The sequence below is a fragment of the Mucilaginibacter sp. P4_C11 genome, assembly GCF_056402115.1.
On the sequence record NZ_JBFUIA010000018.1, the window covers coordinates 103,753 to 126,976 of the forward strand.

The following is a 23,224-nucleotide window of genomic DNA, read 5'->3' on the forward strand; positions in this document are numbered from 1 at the left end:
TGTGCTGTAAATAGCTCTCGGCAACCCGGATAACCATCATGGCTTATCGATTATCCGTGTATCTAACCACTATTCCTGTTTACCCAAAACTTTTTACATTTTTCAGATCAAATGATACGTTGAGGGGTGGCAAGGCTGCTTAGTTTTTTGAACTGAGCAGCCGGGTGATCTTTTCGATGTCCTCATTTACAAGTCCCACCTTTTTTAATTCTCCAAAATCCTCCAGAAATTCTTCTTTATAGGTTGCATGGGTTTTATCAAAGGGCTGGTCTTTGTATTTCAAATAAAGGGCCTCTGCCTCGGGATAGTGGCCTTGTAATAATAGTAGCAGGGGCAAATTAGCTTGTGGATATACATAGCCTGGTTCAAATTTTAAACTTTGATCCAGGTAGTTTTTTACGTTATCGAGTTTTTGGGTAACAATGCTGTACCAGGCAAGGCTGTTGTAGTGATTCGCCATTTGCGACCGGGTAAGGCTGTCGGGAGCAATATGGTAAAAAGCGGAGTCGAGCGCGACCAGCGTGCGGTAGTGTTCCCGTATATCCGAATCGGATTTTAAGTTTGAGGTTCCTTGTTTCAAAACGCTTTCCCGGTATTTTTTCAATTGGGCTACGCCAGGGAAAAATTCATCATAAGCTGCTTTGGCAATATCTGCGATCAGCAAATCCCTTTTCTTGGCGTCGCTATAAGAATCCATTAAAAAAATGGCGATAGCCAGGTGTTTGCTATCAGGCAACGTGATAATGCCCACATCGTTTGTAGCCGGCGACAAACCTTGTTCGTTAGTGCCCGATGTACCGCTCCTGTGCGCAAGCGGTGTCCCCTTTGGCAGCCCGGCCCTGATGCGACCAGGCGCTACATAGGTTGATAACATAAGTCGCATCAACAAATCGTTACTTTTTTTTGAAAGTACTGCTTGTCTGAAAATTAAACCCAACAATTGCACCTGGGCCGATGGCGTTGACCAGCTTTTGTATTGAAGCCCCCAATCGGCCTGCATGTTGGCTTCATTGCCTTTAATCTGTAACCCGCTCACTCCTATGGCATGTATATCGTTTGTAATTTTTTGGGGGCCTCCTAAAAGCTTCATTAAAATATCACAAGCATTATTGTCGCTAAGGGTGACCATATCGGTTAGTATCTCTCTAACGGAAACTTTAACATTGCCTTCGGGATATTTTTCCTGTAGTGCGCTTACGGTTTTAAGCAGCTCTGCTTTGGTGATCAGCACTTTTTGATCAAGGCTGATATCGCCCCTGTCAACAGCGCGCAGTAAACTCACGGCGATTGGAAATTTAAAAACACTTTGCATTGGGTAATGCTGTGCATCATTAAAGCCGAGGGTATCATTATTTTCAAGTAATTTGATAGAAACGCCTATTTTACCAGACGATAATTTTGCCAGCCGCTTTATTTCGGCCCGTAAGCGGTTATGGTTTAAATCCTGTGCAGAAGCAATAAAAGATAATAACAGCAGCAGAAAAGCCGCGGAGTATGATTTGCAATGATGCATTTGCTTTATAATATATTATCGGCAAATATAGGTTTTCAATAGGATTGACTATCCCCCGCCGTCCAAATATTGAGCTTAAAGCGCTTTTAGGTATGAGGGTTTACGACGAATTTGGTCGGAGTATAAGATCTCGAATTACATCCTGCAGTCAGCCGCACAAAACTAAAATAGGCTCCCGTAGTATGCTTCGGATAAATTTCCGTCGAAATTCAAACACATTTTATAGGGTTTGCGTTTGGTATTTTTATAAAAAATCATTTGCCTGTTATCAAGGCTGGCATCAAGGGTAAATGTTGTTGCAGACATGGGGCTTATCCCGGTTGCATAACCATCAGCCGCCTTATAAAACAGGTGCCCTTTGATTATTGAAATTTCATTGGCTCCGTACTTACCTATGAACCTTTTAAGTTCGCCCGCCCTCATTTTATAGGGATTAAGTTTGGCTTTAAAAATACGATACATCCACCTTGCATTATTAGCTATTAACGTATCAACCGAATTAATCTGTTGTTTGTAAAAAATCCCTATTGCCGCATCCAAAGCAAAATTCGCATTTACCATCACATCCGGTTTTACGCCGCAAGCTTCCCAATTAGTTTTTGTTACAGGGTTGATAGGCCTGGCAAAAGGAATATGAGCTGAAAGCCCGTTACCGATATCAATAATTTGCATGGGATGTGCAGCCCCCGCTGTTACCTCACCTATTATTATTGCCCGGTGTAAACACTGCATATCATAAGCAAACTCTTCGGCGGCGGATGCTGTATACCCACTTACTATAATATAAATTGGTTTGGCAAACCATATATCTGATTGGGGCCGTGGCTCTGTCCAGGTTTGGTAGAATTCATTTGTCCGTTTTATATAAAAATCATTGATGTGGGTCGGTTCTTTAAAAAACAAACTACTGATATACTTAACCATATCGGCCTGCCCGCCACCGTTAAGCCTCAGATCAATAATGAGTGCATTTGTATTTATCAGAAAATCAAATGCGCTGTTAACGGCACGTTTTGACGGTTCGTTCAAATCAAAAAAAACATTTAAAGCGAGGTAACCAATATTGCCGCTCAATATTTCTGCTTTTGATAAGCCATAATTCTGTTGCCTGTTTTGTTCCGCTATCTTCATCCTTTTTGCAGCTTCCTCTATATATGAAGTGTATGGTACCCCATTTTGTAACGGAGGCTGGTATACCACATTAAGGTGTTTATCTCTGTAAACAGCGCGCAGGTCTGTGGTCAGTTGCCGGGCAAAACCGGCAAGGTCAGCAATTTGATTATAGCCGCCTGCAGCATATATTTTCCTAATCCGCGATACCATTCGGGCGGCAGTATCCGGAAAAATATAGTTGGAAGTTAGTATACCGGCTAAGTTGTCAATAACAGCTGCTTCAACGGTAGGTGGTAATGCGGTTCTGTTAACCTGGCCGTACAGCAATTTAGGTAACAGGCACGATACGAAGAGCAAGCAAAAAACCTTTTTGAATAACATAAATAAAAGTTGAGCGTGCAGTAAAGTTTAGTTTAGCGTTTTGGTAAACAAATCGTGGTTATTAAGCAACAATTGTACAACCTGGTTATGCTTATCCCTGATAAAACCTAGCGGCATACTCAATGCAGAAACATTGAAGTGATCGGCAGAAACAAAATCCAATGTGCTGGCTCCGCCATCCCACAATTGCGTTGCGTATAAGGCTCCGTTTTTTAAGGAAACCTCTATTTTAAGCACCTGGCCATTGACTGTTATTTGATATTTGCCCAAAAAGTCGTTTGCGTTAAATGATGTTTTCTCGGTTGTTAAGGTTTTAAAATTATTATCTGCCCTTGTCCAGGCAACGCTGCCGTTTACCATTATTTCAAATACCTTGTTATTCTTATCCCTGATAAATTTAACGGGTAAATTTTGGCTGGTTATTTTAAAATCGTCTCCGCCTACATGGTCTAAAGTCAACACCTGCCCGGTGGTAGATTTGGCCGTTAACTTTCCTTTTTCAACATACACATCTGCAAAAACAGTTTGCCCCGGTTGTTGCGCCTGGTATTTACCGGTATAAGCCGAAAATGCATCTTGTAGGTTACGACAGCTTGCCCCGTTTGCCTCAAACACAGTTAAACAAATAAATAATAAAAGTAGTGACGACGATAGTTTAAAATTGTTCATGATTTGTAAAGTGAATAAATGGTTAAAATTTGGATTAATGCAGCGGCTTTAAAAAAGCACTGCTTGCACAAAACAAGTCACTTTACTATTTTTCACCTACTCAAATCGGGATTTGAGTATCATTTAACGGGCGACAATGTAACGTTTAAATCCTTTTGATAGCCACTGGGTGTTACGCCGGTAAATTGTTTGAAGCAGCGTTGAAAAGTTGCCAATGAGTTGAAGCCGCAATCGAAGGCGATGGCAGCAATAGTAAATTTGGAGAGTGAGGCATCAGCCAATTTCTTTCGGGCTTCCATCACCCGGTATTCGTTAATAAAGTCGTTAAAGCTTTTACCAAGGTGCTGGTTAAGCAAATTGGAAAGTTGCTTTTCTGGCAAAGCCATTTTTGCCGACAAAACATCGAGTTTTAACGCCGGGTTAAGGTACAGCCTATCTGTTTCCATTAACCCCAAAAGTTGGGTTTGGTACCTCTCTATTTCATCCTCCGCAAAGTAAGCTTTTGCGGGTATTTTATGATACTCCACCAAATCATCTACCGACATTTTGGCCTGGCGGGCATAAGCGGCCATTCCTAACCAGTAGGCAAACCCAATTGCCAGTAAGGCCATTACAAACCTTACCGGGTAAACCAGCTGTGGTACCGGCAAATAATTCAGGATAATGGTAATTAACCATATGGCCACAATGAGAAACAAAACAACTATCAATGTTTTTAGCCAACGAACATCTTTAAGCTTAAAGCCCGAAAGTTGCTGATTATCGGCTGACCTTACCATTTTAAGGGATAAGCCTAAGTAAATGAGGAAAGAAAAGAAAAATGGCAGCGTGGCCGAACTACCCGCTTCAAAATTCATTACCCAGGTTTCAAATGGCTGGTACCAGCTTCTGATAGCCGGAACGGATAGCAGCCTGAAAAAATGAAAGATAAAGGCAACTTGCGGCCCCATTTCAAATAGTAACGGCGCAAAATGAAATCTATCCTTCCTGCTTAGCTGTTGCTTTTCTGACAAAAGACTTCGCGTATAAAAATAAAGTAACGGGCCTAATGCTAACCTGAGCTGCGGTATCACAAAATACACCCATGGATATTTATTGGGGATACCAGAATTTAGGATTACAGCTGTCAACGTAGAATACGACAGTAAGAAGATTACAGCCGCCAGCCACTTGTTGCTTTTAATTTTTTTTGAAGAGTAAAATAATATTACCGAAAGTACCAGGCCATGAAATGTGAGGCACAAAAGCAAAAAATTTCCGATGACAGGTAGTACGCTCAATATTAATTTGCTGATTAAAAAGTGAATTTACGAATTAGTCCCGTTGGGTAAAGTATTCTATATAAATTGTTTTTTTAGCGGTTTTACTTTGTGTGTTGAGTGGCGGATGTCTTGTGTTTTACTAAGTGATTAAGTTACAAAAGTCACAAGTGATCTTCCTGCATGCAGCCGCACAACACTTGCGCTAAAGTGGGCAAGTATGGTGTTGTGGATTGTGCAACGGCTGACTTGTGCTTGCGATGTAATTTGTTTACAAAAATGATAGGTGATCCTCCCGCATGCAGTTGCGCAATACTTGCGCTAAAGTGGTGAACTGTTTAATTAACCCACCATACTATTGAGCATCATTGAAAAATATCGTATCTCTTCGATTCGCCGGGATTAATTTAAGGCGGAGATCGCCCTTATTTTTAATCAAAGTATCCCCCTTGTGAATTATGCAGTCCCGGTGCCACGTCATCCAATAAATATCCCGTTTTTTATGGTTTACAGATACAGACGGATTTCCTTTTGCATCGTAAGAAACATCATCGACCGGTCCCTTAAAATGCACTTTAAGCGCGTTGCGAGGACCAGAGTACGACTGATAGTATTGGCTGGCAAGTATCAGAAAGATAAAGATGATTAAACTATATTTATACCAGCCCATATGGTTACCCAAAATCATAATGTTTTACTTATAACTGCTATTTGTAGCTTCGACCCTGTTGTACGTAGTGTTCCACTGTTTGATTTCTGAACGGCATTGCCTACTCTATTTGCGAAAATAATTGCTTTAAATACCTTGTAGTCTGGAAACTACAAGCATATTCGTCCAAAGTCAGAGACTTTGGACAGCCTTTTTTTGCTAACTGAGTTTCTTTTATTCAACCCTGCTGTTCGTAGTATTCAGCTGTTCGATTTCCGAACAGTATTACACACACTATTCGCGAAAATGATTGCTTTAAATATCCTGTAATTTGGAGACTTCAGGCACGGCTGTTGAAAAGCTATTTTACCCCATAAAACCGCGCGGCGTTGTTATAAAAAATATTTTGTTTTTGTTGTTCGCTTAAAAATGGCGCTGTTTCAACAGTTTTGATAGACAGCGGGATGGCATCCTCCCATATCATTTGGTCGGACCCATACATGATCCTTTTTTCGAGGCCGGCAGTGATCATTGCCTTTAAATATTGATAAAATTCCGCTTTGGGTATTATCCAATCAATAACGGATATGTCTGTATAAACCTGCGGGTATACCAACATAATAGATTTCATTTCTTGCAGATAAGGATACCCCATATGCATAATTTGCAGTTTCAGCCTGGGGTGTTTTTTGAGTACCGGCTCGAGGGTTAAAGGGTTGCCCGCCGAGATGGTGAAATTGGGGGAGCCATGATACGGTGTTTCCGGCGGGGCCAAGCCCAGGTGGATGGCTATCGGAATGCTCAATTGTTCGCAAATGGCGATGTAGGGCTCAAATTCGGGCTGGTCGAGCGTTTTACCTTCGTACTGCAAACCCAATTCGCCAAAAACAACAAATTTCTTTTCGGTGATCAGCTTTCTGAAGGTGGCAGTGTCGGGTAGAGGGTTGTTTTGGTGGTCGGGATATTCGAGCGAGCTGATAAAGCGCTTCGGGTCGGTTGCTAAAAAATCAATGTTACGCAAAAGCGTTCCGGAACAAATAGCCTTTACAACATTATACTGCTTTAGCAACCTGTAATTATTGCGGAATATGGCCTCATTTGTAGCGGCATCGGGAGCTTTGCCGGTAACCGGGTTTGGCGGCGGCGGCACGCCATAATCGCCAGCAGAGCGTGTGTGAAAATGCACATCAATTATTTTGCGCTGCTGCGCCTGGCTGCTGATACAGAAGTATATAAGGGCAGCAATTATGAGATAAGGTTTAAACATTACCAAATATAAAAAATCTTAATTAAATTCAACCGGGTGGATTAGCAGGAAAAACGCTTCGCCTGCTGTTGGAAGTGTTTCGTAGTTCGAGTCCCCCCGCAAACAGCGGAACACTTCAAAAACAGCTACTTCATTAACGATAACTTCACTGCATCCTGTAGTCTGGAGACTACAGGCATAACCGACCAAAGTCAGAGACTTTGGACAGCTTTTTTTTTGCCAACTGAGTTTCATTTATTCAACCTGTAGTTTACGACTTTCTGATTTTCAGTTGCTCTATATCAATTATATCTTTTGATCTGCCACTTTCCTGTTTTTCATTTATCAGGTCTTCATAGCTGATGAAACAAATCTGTGTGCCTTCCAGCCCCACAGTCTCCCTTTTTTGCAAAGGCGATCCCAAACTTTTTTAAACTCAATAACTCGGGGAGAAAATCGAAGGAAAAGCTGTCTGCTTCAAATTTGAAGTAAGATTTTTTGAGGGTGGGAGCAATTTCTTGTTCGTATGGAGCAGTGTCAAGACCTAACTCTTTCAGCGCTTTTAAAAGGCTGAAATAATTTCCATACGTAGGATTATACCAAATATCAAGATCATGTTTTTCATTGGGTATTCATTGCCATCCATCGTAATTCGGAAATACCCATGTAATGCAACTGCAGTCCCTCCGACAATTAGATATTCAATGCCATAATTTTGGAGCACTTTGCAAACCTTAACGAGGTCGGCAATCAATTCATTTTCCATAACCCCGCGTCATGTTATAATGTCTTTTTTATCAACAAATTGCTTCTCAATAATTCGAAAAACTTTTCCAACTCTTTGACTTTCTCGGAATCAATAATGTTTGATTTTGGGTTGGCCTTTGGAGCCAACTTCAAAGCAGCAAAATCAGCATAACGTTTTAACTCTGCCATAACATCCTTTTATATTTAATAAATGCGAAAGAAAATGGTCGGCAACCCTCTTCTCTATCAAATATATAAACAATTGGTAACGAACTAAAGTTTTTAGTAGTTAATTTGCTTTAGTTAAAAACCCTTTGTTCTCTAATGAACAGCACCGGGTTTCCTTTATGCGACTCATAAGTCATCAATGGAGATTAGAAATTTATCCCAGCCGACGTCTTCAATTTCCTTTAAAGAGGGAGCTTCATTTATTTTAATTTGAATTCGCGGAACTGTCGGTTCGCCCAGTATTAGATATTCGGGATCTCGCCATATAGTATCACATTCATCGCATAATAGAAAAAGCCTATTGTCCAACGCATTTTTTTGAATGTCAATCCACCCCCGATCACAATAAGGGCACCATCCTACATGATAACATTGATGTTCCATATCTTTTTATTTATAAGAATAAGCTGGGATAACAGTGTTTATGCCTCCGCAATTCGAAATCTTCGACTTCAAATAGCGGTCGTGCATTTATTCCGCCTCCAACCCCATCCGCATCTCCACCATATGCTTCCCAAACCCAACTTTTTCATAAGCCCGTACCGCGCCCTCGTTACCGGCATAAACCTGAAGGCGCAGTTCGGTGAGGCCTTGTGCTTTGACCCATTCCTTTAGCTTGTCGATGATGAGCTTATTGATGCCTTTGCCCCTGTGTTGCGGCAAAACGTACATAAAGCCAAGGTAGGCAAAGCGTTCAAAATCAAAATAAATTTTTTCGCTTTGTTTAATGCGGACGTAGCCGCTGCCTACGAGCTGGCCGTCGAGTTCGGCAACTAACAGTTCCACATCGGGCGAGGTAATAAACATTTCCAGGTCGTAATATTTGATAGCGCCGGGCACCAGGGTTGGATCGAAGGGGCGCTCGGCGGTGATAACGCCCTGCTCAAATTGCAGCAGGGTTGGGATATCGTTGAGGATGGCTGGGCGGATTTGCATGGGGTGGGATGTTTAGTTTTGTTAAGTATAAGAAATTTAGAAAGATATAATATCGAACACCGAATGTCCAATGTCGAATAATGAACCGAAAAACTTCGGCGTTCGATATTCAAAATTCATTATTCGATATTACTTTAACTTCTGCATTTCGGGTTAATGATATTCTATTACACCCTAAAATGCTCACAGCCCTTCAAAAACTCCTCATCAGCATCGGCGCCAATGCCTATCGCATCGTCAATATTCAATTTATAGCTGTCATAAGTAACACCACCTACGCAGGGATCAACCAGGTGGCCCAGCATGCAGGTGTCCATATCATAAAATTTGACGTTGGGGCTGGCGTATACAAAATGCAGTTTGGCGCTCAAGGCTATACGGCTTTCCAGCATCCCGCCCATCATACAGGCAATGCCTTTTGATTGGGCCTCGTCGTGGATGGCTTTAGCCTCCAGAATTCCGCCCGATTTGGCCATTTTGATGTTGATGTAGTGGCAGCTGCCGCTGTTGATCTGTTTGCGGGCGTCGTGGCGGTTGTATACGCTTTCGTCGGCCATAATTTTTACGGGCGATAGCTGCATCAGTTCGGGCAGCCGATCATCGTACCAGGTGCGCATCGGCTGTTCGCAAAACTCAACGTTGTACTCTCCCATGGCCTGCAGGGCAAAAACGGCATCGTCAAAGCTCCAGCCCTGGTTGGCATCAATACGGATGCGCATTCCGGGGCCTACCGCTTCGCGGATCTGGTTAACCCGTTCCACGTCGGCGGCGGCATTTTTGCCCAGTTTCACCTTCAGGATGTTTGCCCCCGAGGCTTTAAAGTACAAAGCCTTCATGGCCATAGTTGGCGGGCTATCAATACCAATAGTAATATCCGACTCGACCACACGTTTCTCCCCGCCCAAAAACCGGTACAAGGGCAAGCCAGCATTTTTAGCGGCAATATCATGCAGGGCAATATCAAAGGCGCTTTTGATGGTGGTATTGCCCGCGGCGGCGGCATGCAACTGCTGCATGCGGGCGGGGATGTCAAGCGCATCTTTACCAATCCACAGCCGGGCAAAATCTTTAGCCATTACCAGGCAGGTATCCTGTGTTTCGCCCACAATCATGGGGAAGGCCGAGCACTCGCCCACCCCATAAAAGCCGGCATCGGTATGCACCCGGATAAACACATTCTGCGCATGATCCATGGTGCCTGTAGCAATGGTAAAGGGCTCCATGGGGATGCTAAAACGATAAACGTCGATATGGGTAATTAATAGTTTGTGTTGCATGGAAACGGTATTTCTTTTCTCTGCCCACCTGTCATGCTGAGGTACGAAGCATCTATTCCCGAACTTTGCATGTTGGCCATGCTTGGTGGTTAACAGATGCTTCGTACCTCAGCATGACAGGTGGCTATGTAGTCGCAAATTACGATTTTTCAAGCCATCGGCGATTCCGGAACTATTCTTTTTTAAGCCCTCTCCTTTGGAGAGGGTTTGGGTGAGGCTGCTTTTTTTATTTGCACATTATATAACTATAATGTTATATTTGCATTACTACTATTCAAATACAATTCAATTTTAGCCTCCTGGGCCCTTGTTACACAGGGAAAAGACGCATGGCTAACTTAAAACTTTCTTAAAAACATTATTAATTGCATGGCACAAGACAACACGCCTATATTTGACTATAATTCAACCAGGAATAAATTAATCCTGACAGAATACGGCCGCAACGTACAAAACATGGTTAAGTACATTATTGCGCTGCCCACTAAAGAAGAACGTAACCGCTACGCACAGGTGGTAATTGACCTGATGGGTTTTTTAAACCCGCACCTGCGCGATGTGGCCGATTTTAAACACAAACTTTGGGATCACCTGCACATTATATCTGACTACCAGATTGATGTAGATGCCCCCTACCCCAAACCGACACCTGAGGCTATTCATCTGAAACCACAGCCACTGCGTTACCCGCACCAGCGCATTAAATACAAGCACTATGGCAAAACCATTGAGCTGATGATTGAAAAAGCCAAAGCCATTGATGAGCCCGAGCGCAAACGCCACATGGTACAGGCCATAGCCAATTTTATGAAAATGGCCTATGTGCAATGGAACAAAGATTCTGTTACCGACGAAAGCATTATTGCCGATTTGTACGCCTTATCTGGCGGCACCCTAAAACTGGACGAAAATGTTAACCTTAACCGTGTTGAGTTTAGACCTAACAATAACCAGCAAAGCACCAACAATAACAACCGCGGCCGTAACAACCAGCAAAACAACAATAACAACAACCGCGGCGGTGGTGGCGGTGGCCGTACCAACAATAACCAAAATAACAACGGCCCGCGCAACAATAACCAAAACAACCGTAACCGTAACCAGGGCGCTAAAAAATATTAGTTTATTGATTCACTGGTTCATTAATTCATTGGTCTTGTCTGGTGAATTTTTTGGGGCGATTATTTTTACAATCGGTGGTTGGTGCACCGGTTAATTATTGCGACAAATACTACAACCCTGTTCTTTGTAAAAAAGAATGGGGTTGTTTGTTTGCTAACTTTTTAAATTAAAAAAAGTGGCATCTTTTTGTACTATTTGTGCGAATTTTTGGCTCATTAATAGTGTATTATTAGCAGTTTTTTGAGCATTTATGGCGTTTTTGGCCACAAAAAAACCTGTTTAAAAAGTTTAACACCAACAAAGCGCCCAAATTCGCCGCAAAAGGCCAATGAACTAATGAACTAATGAACCAATGAACTAATGAACAATCAGGAAAAATTATAATCTTTGCCGGATATAAAAACACATTTAACACTTTCGGGTGTTCACAACATTTGAAGCATTTGACCTATCAATTATAAACACCCATGACTAACGCATTTGTGATAAACGGCGGAAAACCGCTAAAAGGTGAAATTACCCCTCAAGGGGCCAAAAACGAAGCACTCCAGGTAATTTCGGCAGTACTGCTTACCGAAGAGAAAGTTACCATCAGCAACATACCTGATATTAAGGATGTTAACAAACTCATTGAGCTACTGGGCGATATGGGCGTTATCACCGAAAAAACTGACGAATCAACTTATACTTTCATCGCCAAAGATATCGACCAGGATTTTTTCCAGTCGGAGGCTTTCAAAACCAAGGGTGGCGGCTTAAGGGGCTCTATTATGATTGTGGGGCCACTGCTGGCGCGTTTCGGCAAGGCATCCATCCCCAAACCCGGCGGCGACAAAATAGGCCGCAGGAGGCTGGATACGCACTTTCTAGGCTTCGAGAAGTTGGGTGCCCGCTTTGATTATAACCCGGAAGACGGTTTTTTCAATGTAGATGCATCCAACCTGCAAGGTACCTATATCCTTTTGGATGAGGCATCTGTAACCGGCACCGCCAACATTGTGATGACTGCTGTGCTTGCCAAAGGCACCACCACCATTTACAATGCAGCCTGCGAACCATACCTACAGCAACTTTGCAAAATGCTTAACCGCATGGGTGCAAAAATCAGCGGCATAGGCTCAAACCTGCTTACTATTGAGGGTGTTACCAAATTAGGCGGCACCGAGCATCGCTTGCTGCCGGATATGATCGAGATTGGCTCATTTATCGGCCTGGCTGCAATGACGGGATCTGAGATTACTATCAAAGATGTACATTACAAAGAGTTAGGCATGATCCCAGATGTATTTAAACGCCTGGGTATCAAGTTAGAGTTGCGCGGAGACGATATTTACATCCCTGCACAGGATCACTATGAAATTGAAACCTTCATCGATGGCTCTATCATGACCATTGCCGATGCCCCTTGGCCCGGCTTTACCCCCGACCTGCTGAGCATCGTATTGGTAGTGGCAATACAGGCCAAAGGATCGGTTTTAATCCACCAAAAAATGTTTGAGAGCCGTTTGTTCTTCGTAGATAAACTATTGGATATGGGTGCCCAGATCATCCTTTGCGACCCGCACCGTGCCACGGTTATCGGTTTAGACAAACAAGTACAATTACGAGGCATCAGCATGACCTCGCCTGATATCCGCGCCGGGGTTTCCCTGCTGATTGCAGCGTTATCGGCACAAGGCAAATCAACCATTTATAATATTGAACAAATTGAGCGTGGCTATCAGCACATTGATACCCGTTTAAAAGCCTTAGGCGCAGATATAACTCGTATTTAGGTTTAAAGGTAAAAGGCGAAAGGTAAAAGGTAGCTACAAACAGTTTTCCAACCTTTCGCCTTTTACCTTTCTCCTTTTACCACTCTTTGCCCCCTTTTGCTTTTTACCGGTAAAGAATTATCTTTACCCTCCAGCATAAAGCTTTCGGCTTTTTTGCTTTCAGCTTTAAGCTCCAGAACATGCCCTACAGAAACCGGAAGTCGACGTACGTTTATTTCATATTGATTTTTGTATTTATAAAGGTCATTTTAAATCTGTTTGCCATTGGGCACTTCGGCTTTCACCGCGACGAGTTTTTGCACCTTGTACTGGCCGATCATCTGGATTGGGGATATAAAGAAGTACCGCCATTCATCGCACTGTTGGCCAAGTTAACTATCACCTTATTTGGCAACTCGGTTTTTGCGGCGCGTATCTTCCCCACCATATTTGCAGGGCTCATTATCTGGTTTACAGGCCGTATTGTAGTTGAATTTGGTGGCCGTAGGTTTGCCATTACCCTGGCCTGCCTCACCCTGATATTTTCGCCGGCATTTGCTGCAAGCGATTATCTTTTTCAGCCTGTTGTGTTTGATCAATTCTGGTGGGTTTTAACGGTTTGGCTCTTTATTAAATACCTCAACACAACCGATGTAAGGTATTTATACTGGCTGGGTATGACTGTTGGTTTTGGCATGCTTACCAAATATACCATGTTGTTTTTTACCATAGCGCTTATCATAGGAGTGCTCATCAGCAAGCAGCGTAAGCTATTGTTTAACCGGCACATATTGGGCGCAATGGCTTTGGCGATGCTCATATTTCTGCCCAACTTTATATGGCAGGTAACGCACCATTTCCCGGTGATAACCCATATGAAAGCCCTGCGCGAGGAACAACTTGATTATATTACTACCGGCGACTTTATCAAACAGCAACTCACGGTTCATGGTATTGCTTTGTTTGTTTGGCTCACTGGTTTCGTATTTTTAATCTTTTCGTTCAAGCTGCGCAATTTCCAGTTTCTGGCCATTGCTTACGTACTGATATTCATTTTTTTACTGGAGATGGACGGTAAAAACTACTACCTGTTCGGGGCTTATCCTATGTTGTTTGCGGCAGGTGGCTTTGGGTTTGAACGATGGTTAAAAACAAGCGGTTATGCTTTGCGTACTTTAACTATTGCCTGTTTTACCATTCCAAATATGCTGTTGCTGCCTTTGGTACTGCCCATTTTACCGTTGCAACAAACACTGGCGTTTTTTAGGTTTACCGGCAAAAACCTGCCCCCCTTCAGGTTTGCCATGACCTGGGAAGACCAAAAGTTACACGCCACCACGCAAGATTATGCCGACATGCTTGGCTGGGATGAAATGGCCCAAAAAGTTGGTGTAGCTTACAATAGCCTTACTCCCGAACAACAAAAACAAACCATTGTATACGCCGATAACTATGGCGAGGCCGGCGCATTGCACCACTACCGCAAACAATATAACTATCCCGATGTAGTATCCCTTAACAGCAGTTTTACGCTTTGGGCGCCCGATACGCTTAACTGCAAATACATGATTTATGTGGATGATAACGGCGGCGAAAACATTCGGCAGTTTGTGGCTGGTAACATGATAGGCTCGTACAAAAAAATAGGCGAAGTGGAATACTACCTCGCCCGAGAAAAAGGCACCGGCATTTACCTGCTTACAGACATCAAGTTCCCGCTAAAGGAAAGATACCGGAAGGAGCTGATCAGGAAGAGGATGGAATAGCCGTTTAGGCGAAAGGTAAAGGGTGAAATGCTAAAGGTTTTTTACCTGGCATTGGCGCACCCAACATTGATAGGTATCTTTACTACAGGCTATGCTAAAAACAGGAAATACATTACTGCTGATATTGCTTACCTGCAATGGTTTAAGGGCGCAATCAGCATCAAAACCCTTCCCGCAGCATACCACTTATACAAAAGGTGCTATCCTGCCCAATCACCTAAACCAAAAAAGCCTTGACAACAACACGGTTAACTTTTATTGGCAATGGAAAAACCGCTATGTAAAACAGGCGGCTGATAAAAGCCAAACCTATATCTGGTTTGAAAGGCCGGGCAATAAACAATGTGTATCTGAAGGACAGGGCTATGGCATGATTATAGTTGCCCTGATGGCCGGGGCCGATCAATCTGCAAAGCCCGTTTATGATGCATTGTTCAGATATTATCAATTGCATCCTGCGCGGAAGGGACAATACCTGATGGCCTGGGCGCAAGATAAAAAAGGTGTTAGTACCGATCGCTCCTCGGCAACAGACGGCGATATGGACATTGCCTATTCACTATTACTCGCCGATAAGCAATGGGGCAGCCGGGGCAACATTAACTATTTAAAGGCAGCCAAATTGCTGATAGCCGATATCATGAAGTATGAAATTAACCGGCAGCAGTTTACCATTCTGCTCGGCAATGATGTTGAAGCCGACAGCGAGGATTATTTTGATACCCGTACATCCGATTTTATGCCATCGCACTTTAAAGCATTCAGAGCGGTAACCGGCGACGCAAGCTGGGATAAAGTAACCAACAATACCTATCGCCTTTTTACCCGGATGCAGCAAAAATACAGCCCGGATGCAGGCCTGGTGCCCGACTTTATACAGCAGGTAAACAAAAACCCACATCCCGCCAGGCCTATGTACCTGGAATCGAAGTATGATGGCTGTTATAACTATAATGCCTGCCGTGTACCCTGGCGCGTAGCGGCCGATTATTTGTTATATGGAGATGAAAGAGCTAAAGTAATAACATCCAAAATTAACCACTGGATCCGGTCGACAAGCAGCGATAATCCCGATAATATATCTGCCGGCTACACATTGGCCGGTAATGACCTGCCTACCCGTCATTTCGAAGCGTTGAGCTTTATCGCGCCCTTTACCGTTGCTGCGATGACTGATAGCAAAAACCAGCAATGGCTAAACCACACCTGGGATTACCTGCTTCATTTTAAGCTAAAAGATTATGATTATTACGACAACAGCATCAAAATGTTAAATATGATTATACTCAGCGGCAATTATTGGAAGGTTTAGCTGTTTGCCTCAGGGCAACCGCAGCTAAATTGGGTTAAGATAACTTAACACATTTCAGGCAAAATGCCATACAAAAATCTGATAATCAACAATTTAATATTTATTCATGGTTAACACTAAACTGATGTTTCATCTATGCCAGCTGCCTCAATTATAAAAATTTTACTGTAATTTAAGCTGTTAAACATTTGAATAAAAATTAGCGTATAAACAAGGGCCGAACATCGTCGAATAATGTCCAATAAACACCTGTTTGCTTTTCTCATTATTTTGCTGTTGTTAAATGGCAGAGTCTTTTCGCAGGACATTGGCTTAAAAATGAGCCGGGTTAACAGCTCAAACAGTATCTCGCAAAATTCGATATCAAGCATACTAAAAGATAGTTATGGCTTTATGTGGTTTGGTACCCAGGATGGCCTTAACAAGTTTGACGGGTACCAGTTTACGGTGTATAAACATCGGTCAAAAAACAACAAAAGCTTACAAGCCAACAACATTTTAACCATTTGCGAAGATAAAAAAGGGAACATCTGGGTGGGGACACGCATGGGCGGGCTTAGTAAATATGACAGGGAAAAAGATGAATTTGTAAACTTTAAAGCCGACCCGAAAAAGCCATCAGCCCTAAACAACAACAATATCATCAGCCTTTTTAGTGATACCAAAAACAACCTTTGGGTTGGTACAGATAATGGGCTGAACCTGCTTATGAATGGCAAAACCGAATTTAAACACTTCATTCATAACAGCAAAGATACCAACAGCCTGAGCAGCGCGTCTGTTTATTCCATCTGCGAAGATGGTTACCGCCAGCTGTGGATAGGTACCGATAGCGGCCTGAATTTATACAACGAAAAAACGGAACATTTCAAAAGATTTATTCACGACCCTAAAAACAACAAAAGTATCAGCAATAATTCAATAAATGCCATTACCGAAGACGAACACCATAACCTTTGGATAGGCACAAACAATGGATTGAACTTGCTTAACAGGAGCAGCCTTACCTTTACCCACTATGCCAACGAAGCGGATCGCTATAGCGCCACCGGCAATAATCCTATTTATAGTTTATCGGCCAATAAAGCGGGAAAACTTTGGGTTGGTACCAATACTACATTACAGCTGCTAAACGTGGATAAAAAAGTATTTGTCCCTATAAATCAACCGTCTCCTGAAAATGAAAACATGCCAAATGATGGCATTTACGCTCTGTTTGCCGATCAGCAACATACATTATGGGTAGGCACCTCAAGCGAAGGGGTCTTAAAGTACGACAAAAATCTCAATATTTTCCCCTCATTTAAGTCCTCGCCTAACAACTCACCATCGGCAAAAAATATTATCCGGGGTTTAGCTCCTGACAATAAGGGGCAGCTTTATTTAGCTACAGATGCTGGTTTGGTTTATTTCAACCTTGCAACAGGCACCGGAATTACCTACACCCATGACAGTTCGGCGAAAAACAGCCTGATAAGTAATTATACCTCGTGTATTTTAATGACTAAAGCAAATGACGCGGTATGGCTGGGGACTTACAGCAATGGTGCAGACCGGTACGATGTTAAATCAAAACTATTCACCCACTTTACGATGGGAAATGGGCCAACAAACATAAACAGCACGGCTGTTTACGCCCTGCTTGAAGACCGCAGGGGCAACATTTGGATGGGCACAAACCTGGGAGGTGTAAATACTTATGATACAAAAACAAAAAAAATAAAAAAATGGGTTAACGACCCAAAAGATCCCAACTCGATAGCCGACAATTCAATTCAAGCACTTTACGAAAGTCGTGACGGCCATATTTGGTTAGGTGGTTACTCCAACGGAGTAAGTATCTACGATCCGGCTACGAGCAAGTTTTCAAGGATCAATACTGAAAACAGCAAGCTTACCAGTAATGTGATAAGTTATTTTTATGAAGATAACGAACACATGTGGATAGGCACCATGGAAGGTGGTTTAAATTGTTATGATTTTAAAACGAAGAAAATAACTGCATACACCGAAGATAACGGATTGATAAATAACACAGTAAATTACCTAACAGCCGACAACAAAGGTTTTATATGGATTACTACATTAAAGAGTATTACACGTTTTGATCCGGTGAATAAAACTTTTAGGAACTTTGGCGAACACAATGGGGCCAAAAGCCTGGAATTTAATTTATCAAGCGGTACCAGGCTGGCTGATGGGCGAATTGCTGTTGGCAGCATAAACGGGTTCAATGTAATTGACCCAACTAAACTAAGTTTTAACAACAACGTTCCGGTTGTAAGGATAACAGGCTTTAATTTATTTAATAGGCCGGCTCCTTTACCAATTGTAAATCCTGCTTTAAAGCAAGATGGTTTCTCTGCCGGCCAAATCGGGCTCAAGCATTTCCAATCAGTATTCACTTTTGAATTCGCGGCGCTTGACTATACAATTCCACAGGAGAACAAGTACGCTTATAAGCTGGAAGGTTTTGACCCCGAATGGAGATATATAGGAAACAAGCACGCCGTTACTTACACTAACCTTGACCCAGGCACGTACACTTTTTTAGTTAAAGCATCAAATAACGATGGCGTATGGAACAACAATGCAACAGCTGTTAAGATAATAATTGTGCCCCCATTCTGGAAAACATGGTGGTTTCGTACGCTGGCGGCGATATTTATTTTGGCGGGCATATATATAATTTACAAGCTGCGGATTAAATTTTTAGATGCGCAAAAACACGAACTGGAAAAATTAGTTAATGAGCGTACCACGCAAATAAGCAGGCAAACAAGCGATTTAAAAATCTTAAACGAAGAGTTACAGCTACAGGCACAACAATACCAGGCACAATCAGAAGAATTACAGTCGCAGTCAGAAGAGTTAATTGAGCAACGCGAGAAGGAACAAAAAGCCCGCGAAGAGGCCGAAAAGGCCAACATGGCCAAAAGTACTTTCCTGGCCACCATGAGCCATGAAATTCGCACACCAATGAATGGTGTGCTGGGCATGGCATCGTTACTTGAAGATACGAAGCTGGATACCGAACAACGGGAGTATACAGAAGCTATATTAAATAGCGGCGAATCGCTGTTAACAGTTATTAACGATATTCTTGATTTCTCAAAAATTGAATCGGGCAACCTGGAGCTCGATCCGCATAATTTTAACCTCAGAAAATGTATTGAAGACGTATTTGACCTGTTTGCTTCAAAAACTACCAAGTCCGGCATCGACTTGATTTATCAAATTGACGACCAGGTACCGCCCGACATTTTTGCAGATGGCTTGCGCTTACGGCAAATTTTGATAAACCTGGTGGGCAACGCCATAAAATTCACCCACAAAGGCGAAGTGTTTGTATATGTAACCTCACAAACTATAAATAACGATACTTTAAAACTAACATTTGCGATAAGGGACACCGGCATCGGGATATCGGAAGACCAGCTTGGCAATTTATTTAAAGCATTTAACCAGATAGACTCATCTGTAACACGTAAATATGGTGGCAGCGGGCTCGGCCTGGTTATTAGCGAGCGTTTGGCCAAATTAATGGGGGGCCAAATCACCGTTCAAAGCAAAAAAGGGTTTGGCAGCACTTTTACCTTCAATATCATCTGTAACACTTGCGCGCAATTCCCCCCGGCTATGTTAATACCCAATGGTAAGATAGCCGAAGGAAAAAAAGTGTTGGTGGTTGACGATAATGAAACCAATTTAAGGATATTAAAAACGCTGCTTGAAAAATGGAAAACTGAAGTTATCGCCGTATCATCCGGGCAGGAGGCTTTATCGGTATTATCGGACACAAAGCATATCGACCTGATTATAACCGATATGCAAATGCCGGATATGGATGGTATAACCCTGGGTACCCGGATAAAGGCCCTGCCAGTTTTATGTCCGGTAATATTATTGAGTTCTATTGGCAACGACAGCAAAAAAACTCATCCGCACCTGTTTACATCAATACTTACAAAGCCTGTTAAACAACAGCACTTTTACAATATTATTGAAACAGTGTTAAAAAACGAAACGGTGGTGAGTGCCGAAAAGAAAGCAAGTTTGTTATCAGAAAAATTCGCAACGGAGTATCCTTTTAAGATGCTGGTTGCCGAAGACAACTTAATGAACCAAAAACTCATCATCCGCGTTTTGAACAAATTGGGATACCAGCCCGATTTGGCAAATGATGGCAAAGAAGTATTGCAAATGATGGAGCAAAATCCCTACGAAATTATATTAATGGATATCCAGATGCCTAATATTGATGGGCTTGAAGCTACAAGGCTTATCCGAAAAAATCATGGCGCCAAACCCATTATAATTGCCCTCACTGCCAACGCACTTAGCGAGGATAAGGACAATTGCTTTACCGCCGGTATGGACAATTATCTGTCCAAGCCCATTAACATTGAACTTTTATTGGCCGCTTTAAAAGATGCATACGCTAAAATTACCTGATATTTTTGCGGATACGGCTGAGCGACGTTGGCGTAACGCCTATAAACGACGCCAGGTACTTTTGCGGGATTTTTTGAATGTATGGTGGCTTTGAGAGTAACTGAAGGTAACGCTCTTCGGCCGAATCTCTTTGCAAAGCAGTAAACCTATCGATAAGATTTAGCACGGCATCCTCCCAAAAGTTGCGCATCATCTCCTGCGTTTTGGGATGTGTTTGATATAGTTTTAGCAATTCGATTTTGGGCAAATACATCACCTCACTATCTTCAATGGCCTGTAAAAAATAAACAGAGGCTTTTTCACTTATAAAACTGTAAATATCAATGGCCGATGAGTTTTTAAAGGCAAACCATACCGATATTTCCACATCGCCGGTAAGATAAAAGAGCCTTAAACATCCTTCCTGAACAAAAACAAGATCACTGCAGATATCACCCTCATTTAACAGAAACTCATTTTTACTTAGCTGCTTTTTTTTAAACCGGCCAGCAATATCATCCAGTTCGGCGTCATCCAGCTTTACGTAGTTACTGATAAAGTTTTTCAGCTGCGTGCTCATAGTAAACAAAAATTTACCCAAGTTCGGCAATTCCGGCGTACAATTAATTGCGTTATAACAAATTATTGCACTGAAAATTTAGGACGCTTTTCGATTCACCCCTATTTTCGGAGGCAAGATAAACCGGACTGAATTAATTGATATGATGATCTATCTTTAAAACCTTCCTGATTAACTCCATATTAAGTGGCTTGCTGATGTATTCCTTCACAACGCTGTGCTTTAAAGCGCGATCTATATCGTGCCTGAATATAGAAGAGGATAATATAATAATCTGGCTGTTGCTGCCGTCGCCAATATTTAAACGGTGATATTCATCCAGAAATTTCCAGCCATCCATTACCGGCATAGCCAGGTCAAGGAATATAAATTCAGGCAATTTACCCGATTCTTGCTTAATACTTAATAGCTTTTCGATAGCATCGCGGCCGTTTAAACAAACTGTTATATTGGTATGTTTACTTGCCCTTTTGATTAAAGTCTCGGCAATAAAATTATTAACTACATCGTCATCTATGATCAGTACATCGGTGGGTTGATTGTAATTCATTCTTAAACAACAAATTAAACATCCATTGTTTTGATATTTTTTCATTATTAGCCAAAACAAACAATCATTTTGGCAATTTTTCCGCAAGTTTAAAGTAAATCCTTATGTATTTTGACTTGTATAATAACGAATGGGATATAAAAAAACAGCTTTAATTAATTAGCACTAACAAAGAAAGCCTTTCGGAACATCCAAAAGGCTTTCTATATTAAAATACCATCCTTATCCTAAAATAAGGTAAATTCAACCCTGCGGTTAGCCTGGCGGCCTGCTGCAGTTTTATTGGTTGCAATTGGTTGCGTTTGGCCATAACCCGTAGCTTCAATACGTGAGGCATTTGCTCCCTTATTTACCAGGTAAGCTTTAATTGATTCGGCACGATCCTTTGACAGGCGCATATTCAAATCGTTTGAACCGGTATTGTCGGTATGCCCGGCCAGCTTTAAACTAAAGTTTTTATCAACCAACAATTGTGCAACCCTATCAAGGCTTGGCAATGAGTGTGCACGAATGGTTGCTTTACCTAAATCAAATTCAAGATTTTTGATAGCATCTTTAACTACTTTCTTATCTTCCTCGGTTACATATACTTTAACCTCGGGTTTAGCCAACGGACAGCCGGAGCCATCTACTTTTGTGCCGGCAGGCGTATTGGGGCATTTGTCATTAACATCTGCCACGCCATCTCCGTCACTATCGGTGGTTAATTTTGCAAGATTTGCATTCGTAGCATTCAAATCGTTTCTAAGTGCATCGTTTTTAGCTTTTTCAGCGTCAATTTGTTGTTGCAAGGCATTCTTAGTCTGTTCGTTTTGCCACATGTACTCTGTTCGCATAGATGCTACCGGGTTATGTGTAGCCATCTGTGGTTTCTTTCTGCTCCCAAGGGCAAATTCTAAACCGATATGGGCATACGAAAACCTGTCGTTTCCGGATCCGTATTTATAGCCGTCGAAATTATCGRAGTTAACAAAATTAACCTGGTAACCAAGATCAAGGTTTACTCCCGGAGCCAKGTCAAACTTCAACCCTAAACCTAAAGGAATATACACCTCGTTAATTGACCCGTTACCTGTATTTTTGAAGTTAACCTGCTGGCCACCAACCGGGGTAATTTTTGGCGTATAGTTCATGGTACCCGCTCCTACTGTTAAGTATGGTTGAATAAAAGGTTTTTCGTGCCTCCAGTTAATATTGGCCAGTGTAATGTTGGCGCTTAAAGCTGCAGACCAGTTAATATTGGTTTCATATTGCGAATAAACCGTGTTTCCTAAACCATCTGGCTGGCTGCTGGTTCCTTTAACTTTACCGCGAAGAAAATCGGCCTGCAGGCCAAATGACGGCAAAATTTGTTTTTTGATATAGGCACCATATCCAACCTGCTCCTGCGGATGGGTAAAATCTTGCTTATTATTGCTTCCAAATACAGTAAAAGGAGTTAATAAACCGCCGTGTACACCTATTGACCAGGTACGCATCTGGTCGCCACCTGAAAATGGCTTTATATAATCTTTAGTAACAACAGATGTATCTGCAGTTTGAGCGAATAATTTACCGCCAACCATCAATCCGGCAAGAATCAATGTGGCTTTTGTTAAATTTTTTTTCATATTATCGTGTTTAGTATAAGGCTCACCTTCCGGTTACCTCAACAATGATGTTGCAACATTAATGCCCCAAATAGCCTG

Annotated in this window: 16 protein-coding genes; 5 read left to right on the forward strand and 11 right to left on the reverse strand. The window is 42.2% G+C overall.

Annotated features, from left to right (window positions below):
* Positions 1-139: 139 nt before the first annotated feature.
* From bla to AC1DU2_RS17655, 8 genes are all read right to left on the reverse strand, one after another.
* Positions 140-1,513, reverse strand: coding sequence for a class A beta-lactamase (gene bla / locus AC1DU2_RS17620; protein WP_477385606.1), 1,374 nt, complete (start codon positions 1,511-1,513; stop codon positions 140-142).
* Positions 1,514-1,675: 162 nt separating this feature from the next.
* Positions 1,676-3,007, reverse strand: a complete 1,332-nt coding sequence (locus tag AC1DU2_RS17625; RefSeq protein WP_477385608.1) for a S41 family peptidase — start codon at positions 3,005-3,007, stop codon at positions 1,676-1,678.
* 27 nt (positions 3,008-3,034) lie between these two features.
* Positions 3,035-3,676 (reverse strand): hypothetical protein, encoded by a 642-nt coding sequence (locus tag AC1DU2_RS17630; protein ID WP_477385610.1) that lies wholly within the window; start codon positions 3,674-3,676, stop codon positions 3,035-3,037.
* 119 nt (positions 3,677-3,795) lie between these two features.
* A complete protein-coding gene (locus tag AC1DU2_RS17635; protein WP_477359430.1) occupies positions 3,796-4,689 on the reverse strand; it encodes a helix-turn-helix domain-containing protein in 894 nt (297 codons plus the stop codon).
* Between the two features lie 1,256 nt (positions 4,690-5,945).
* Complete coding sequence (locus AC1DU2_RS17640; RefSeq protein WP_477385612.1) at positions 5,946-6,851, reverse strand: amidohydrolase family protein; 906 nt, start codon at positions 6,849-6,851, stop codon at positions 5,946-5,948.
* A gap of 759 nt (positions 6,852-7,610) precedes the next feature.
* Entirely contained in the window at positions 7,611-7,766 is a 156-nt protein-coding gene (locus AC1DU2_RS17645) for a hypothetical protein (protein WP_477385614.1), read from the reverse strand.
* Between the two features lie 510 nt (positions 7,767-8,276).
* Positions 8,277-8,741, reverse strand: coding sequence for an N-acetyltransferase family protein (locus tag AC1DU2_RS17650; RefSeq protein ID WP_477385616.1), 465 nt, complete (start codon positions 8,739-8,741; stop codon positions 8,277-8,279).
* 167 nt (positions 8,742-8,908) lie between these two features.
* Positions 8,909-10,018 carry a mandelate racemase/muconate lactonizing enzyme family protein gene (locus AC1DU2_RS17655; protein WP_477385618.1) on the reverse strand — a complete coding sequence of 370 codons (1,110 nt, stop codon included), beginning with the start codon at positions 10,016-10,018 and terminating at the stop codon, positions 8,909-8,911.
* 369 nt (positions 10,019-10,387) lie between these two features.
* Between AC1DU2_RS17655 and AC1DU2_RS17660 the strand changes: the two genes are divergently transcribed.
* The 5 genes from AC1DU2_RS17660 to AC1DU2_RS17680 all read left to right on the forward strand — a co-directional run bounded on the left by AC1DU2_RS17660 (position 10,388) and on the right by AC1DU2_RS17680 (position 20,427).
* Complete coding sequence (locus tag AC1DU2_RS17660; RefSeq protein WP_477359442.1) at positions 10,388-11,140, forward strand: DUF4290 domain-containing protein; 753 nt, start codon at positions 10,388-10,390, stop codon at positions 11,138-11,140.
* Between the two features lie 467 nt (positions 11,141-11,607).
* The gene (murA, locus tag AC1DU2_RS17665) at positions 11,608-12,915 is read left to right on the forward strand and encodes a UDP-N-acetylglucosamine 1-carboxyvinyltransferase (RefSeq protein ID WP_090649199.1); all 1,308 of its coding nucleotides are present in this window, start codon (positions 11,608-11,610) and stop codon (positions 12,913-12,915) included.
* Positions 12,916-13,094: 179 nt separating this feature from the next.
* The gene (locus AC1DU2_RS17670) at positions 13,095-14,660 is read left to right on the forward strand and encodes an ArnT family glycosyltransferase (RefSeq protein ID WP_477385621.1); all 1,566 of its coding nucleotides are present in this window, start codon (positions 13,095-13,097) and stop codon (positions 14,658-14,660) included.
* Positions 14,661-14,751: 91 nt separating this feature from the next.
* The gene (locus AC1DU2_RS17675) at positions 14,752-15,972 is read left to right on the forward strand and encodes a family 8 glycosyl hydrolase (RefSeq protein ID WP_477385623.1); all 1,221 of its coding nucleotides are present in this window, start codon (positions 14,752-14,754) and stop codon (positions 15,970-15,972) included.
* Between the two features lie 234 nt (positions 15,973-16,206).
* Positions 16,207-20,427: a hybrid sensor histidine kinase/response regulator gene (locus tag AC1DU2_RS17680; protein WP_477385625.1), complete on the forward strand. Its 4,221-nt coding sequence runs from the start codon at positions 16,207-16,209 to the stop codon at positions 20,425-20,427.
* Here the strand turns inward: AC1DU2_RS17680 and AC1DU2_RS17685 are convergent.
* From AC1DU2_RS17685 to AC1DU2_RS17695, 3 genes are all read right to left on the reverse strand, one after another.
* On the reverse strand, positions 20,420-20,986 hold the full coding sequence (locus tag AC1DU2_RS17685) for a Crp/Fnr family transcriptional regulator (RefSeq protein WP_477385627.1): 567 nt from the start codon (positions 20,984-20,986) through the stop codon (positions 20,420-20,422). The two genes, AC1DU2_RS17680 and AC1DU2_RS17685, sit on opposite strands and share 8 nt — an antisense overlap.
* A gap of 133 nt (positions 20,987-21,119) precedes the next feature.
* Positions 21,120-21,536, reverse strand: coding sequence for a response regulator (locus AC1DU2_RS17690; RefSeq protein WP_477359457.1), 417 nt, complete (start codon positions 21,534-21,536; stop codon positions 21,120-21,122).
* A 227-nt stretch (positions 21,537-21,763) separates the two neighbouring features.
* The gene (locus AC1DU2_RS17695) at positions 21,764-23,146 is read right to left on the reverse strand and encodes an OmpA family protein (protein WP_477385629.1); all 1,383 of its coding nucleotides are present in this window, start codon (positions 23,144-23,146) and stop codon (positions 21,764-21,766) included.
* Positions 23,147-23,224: the final 78 nt, after the last annotated feature.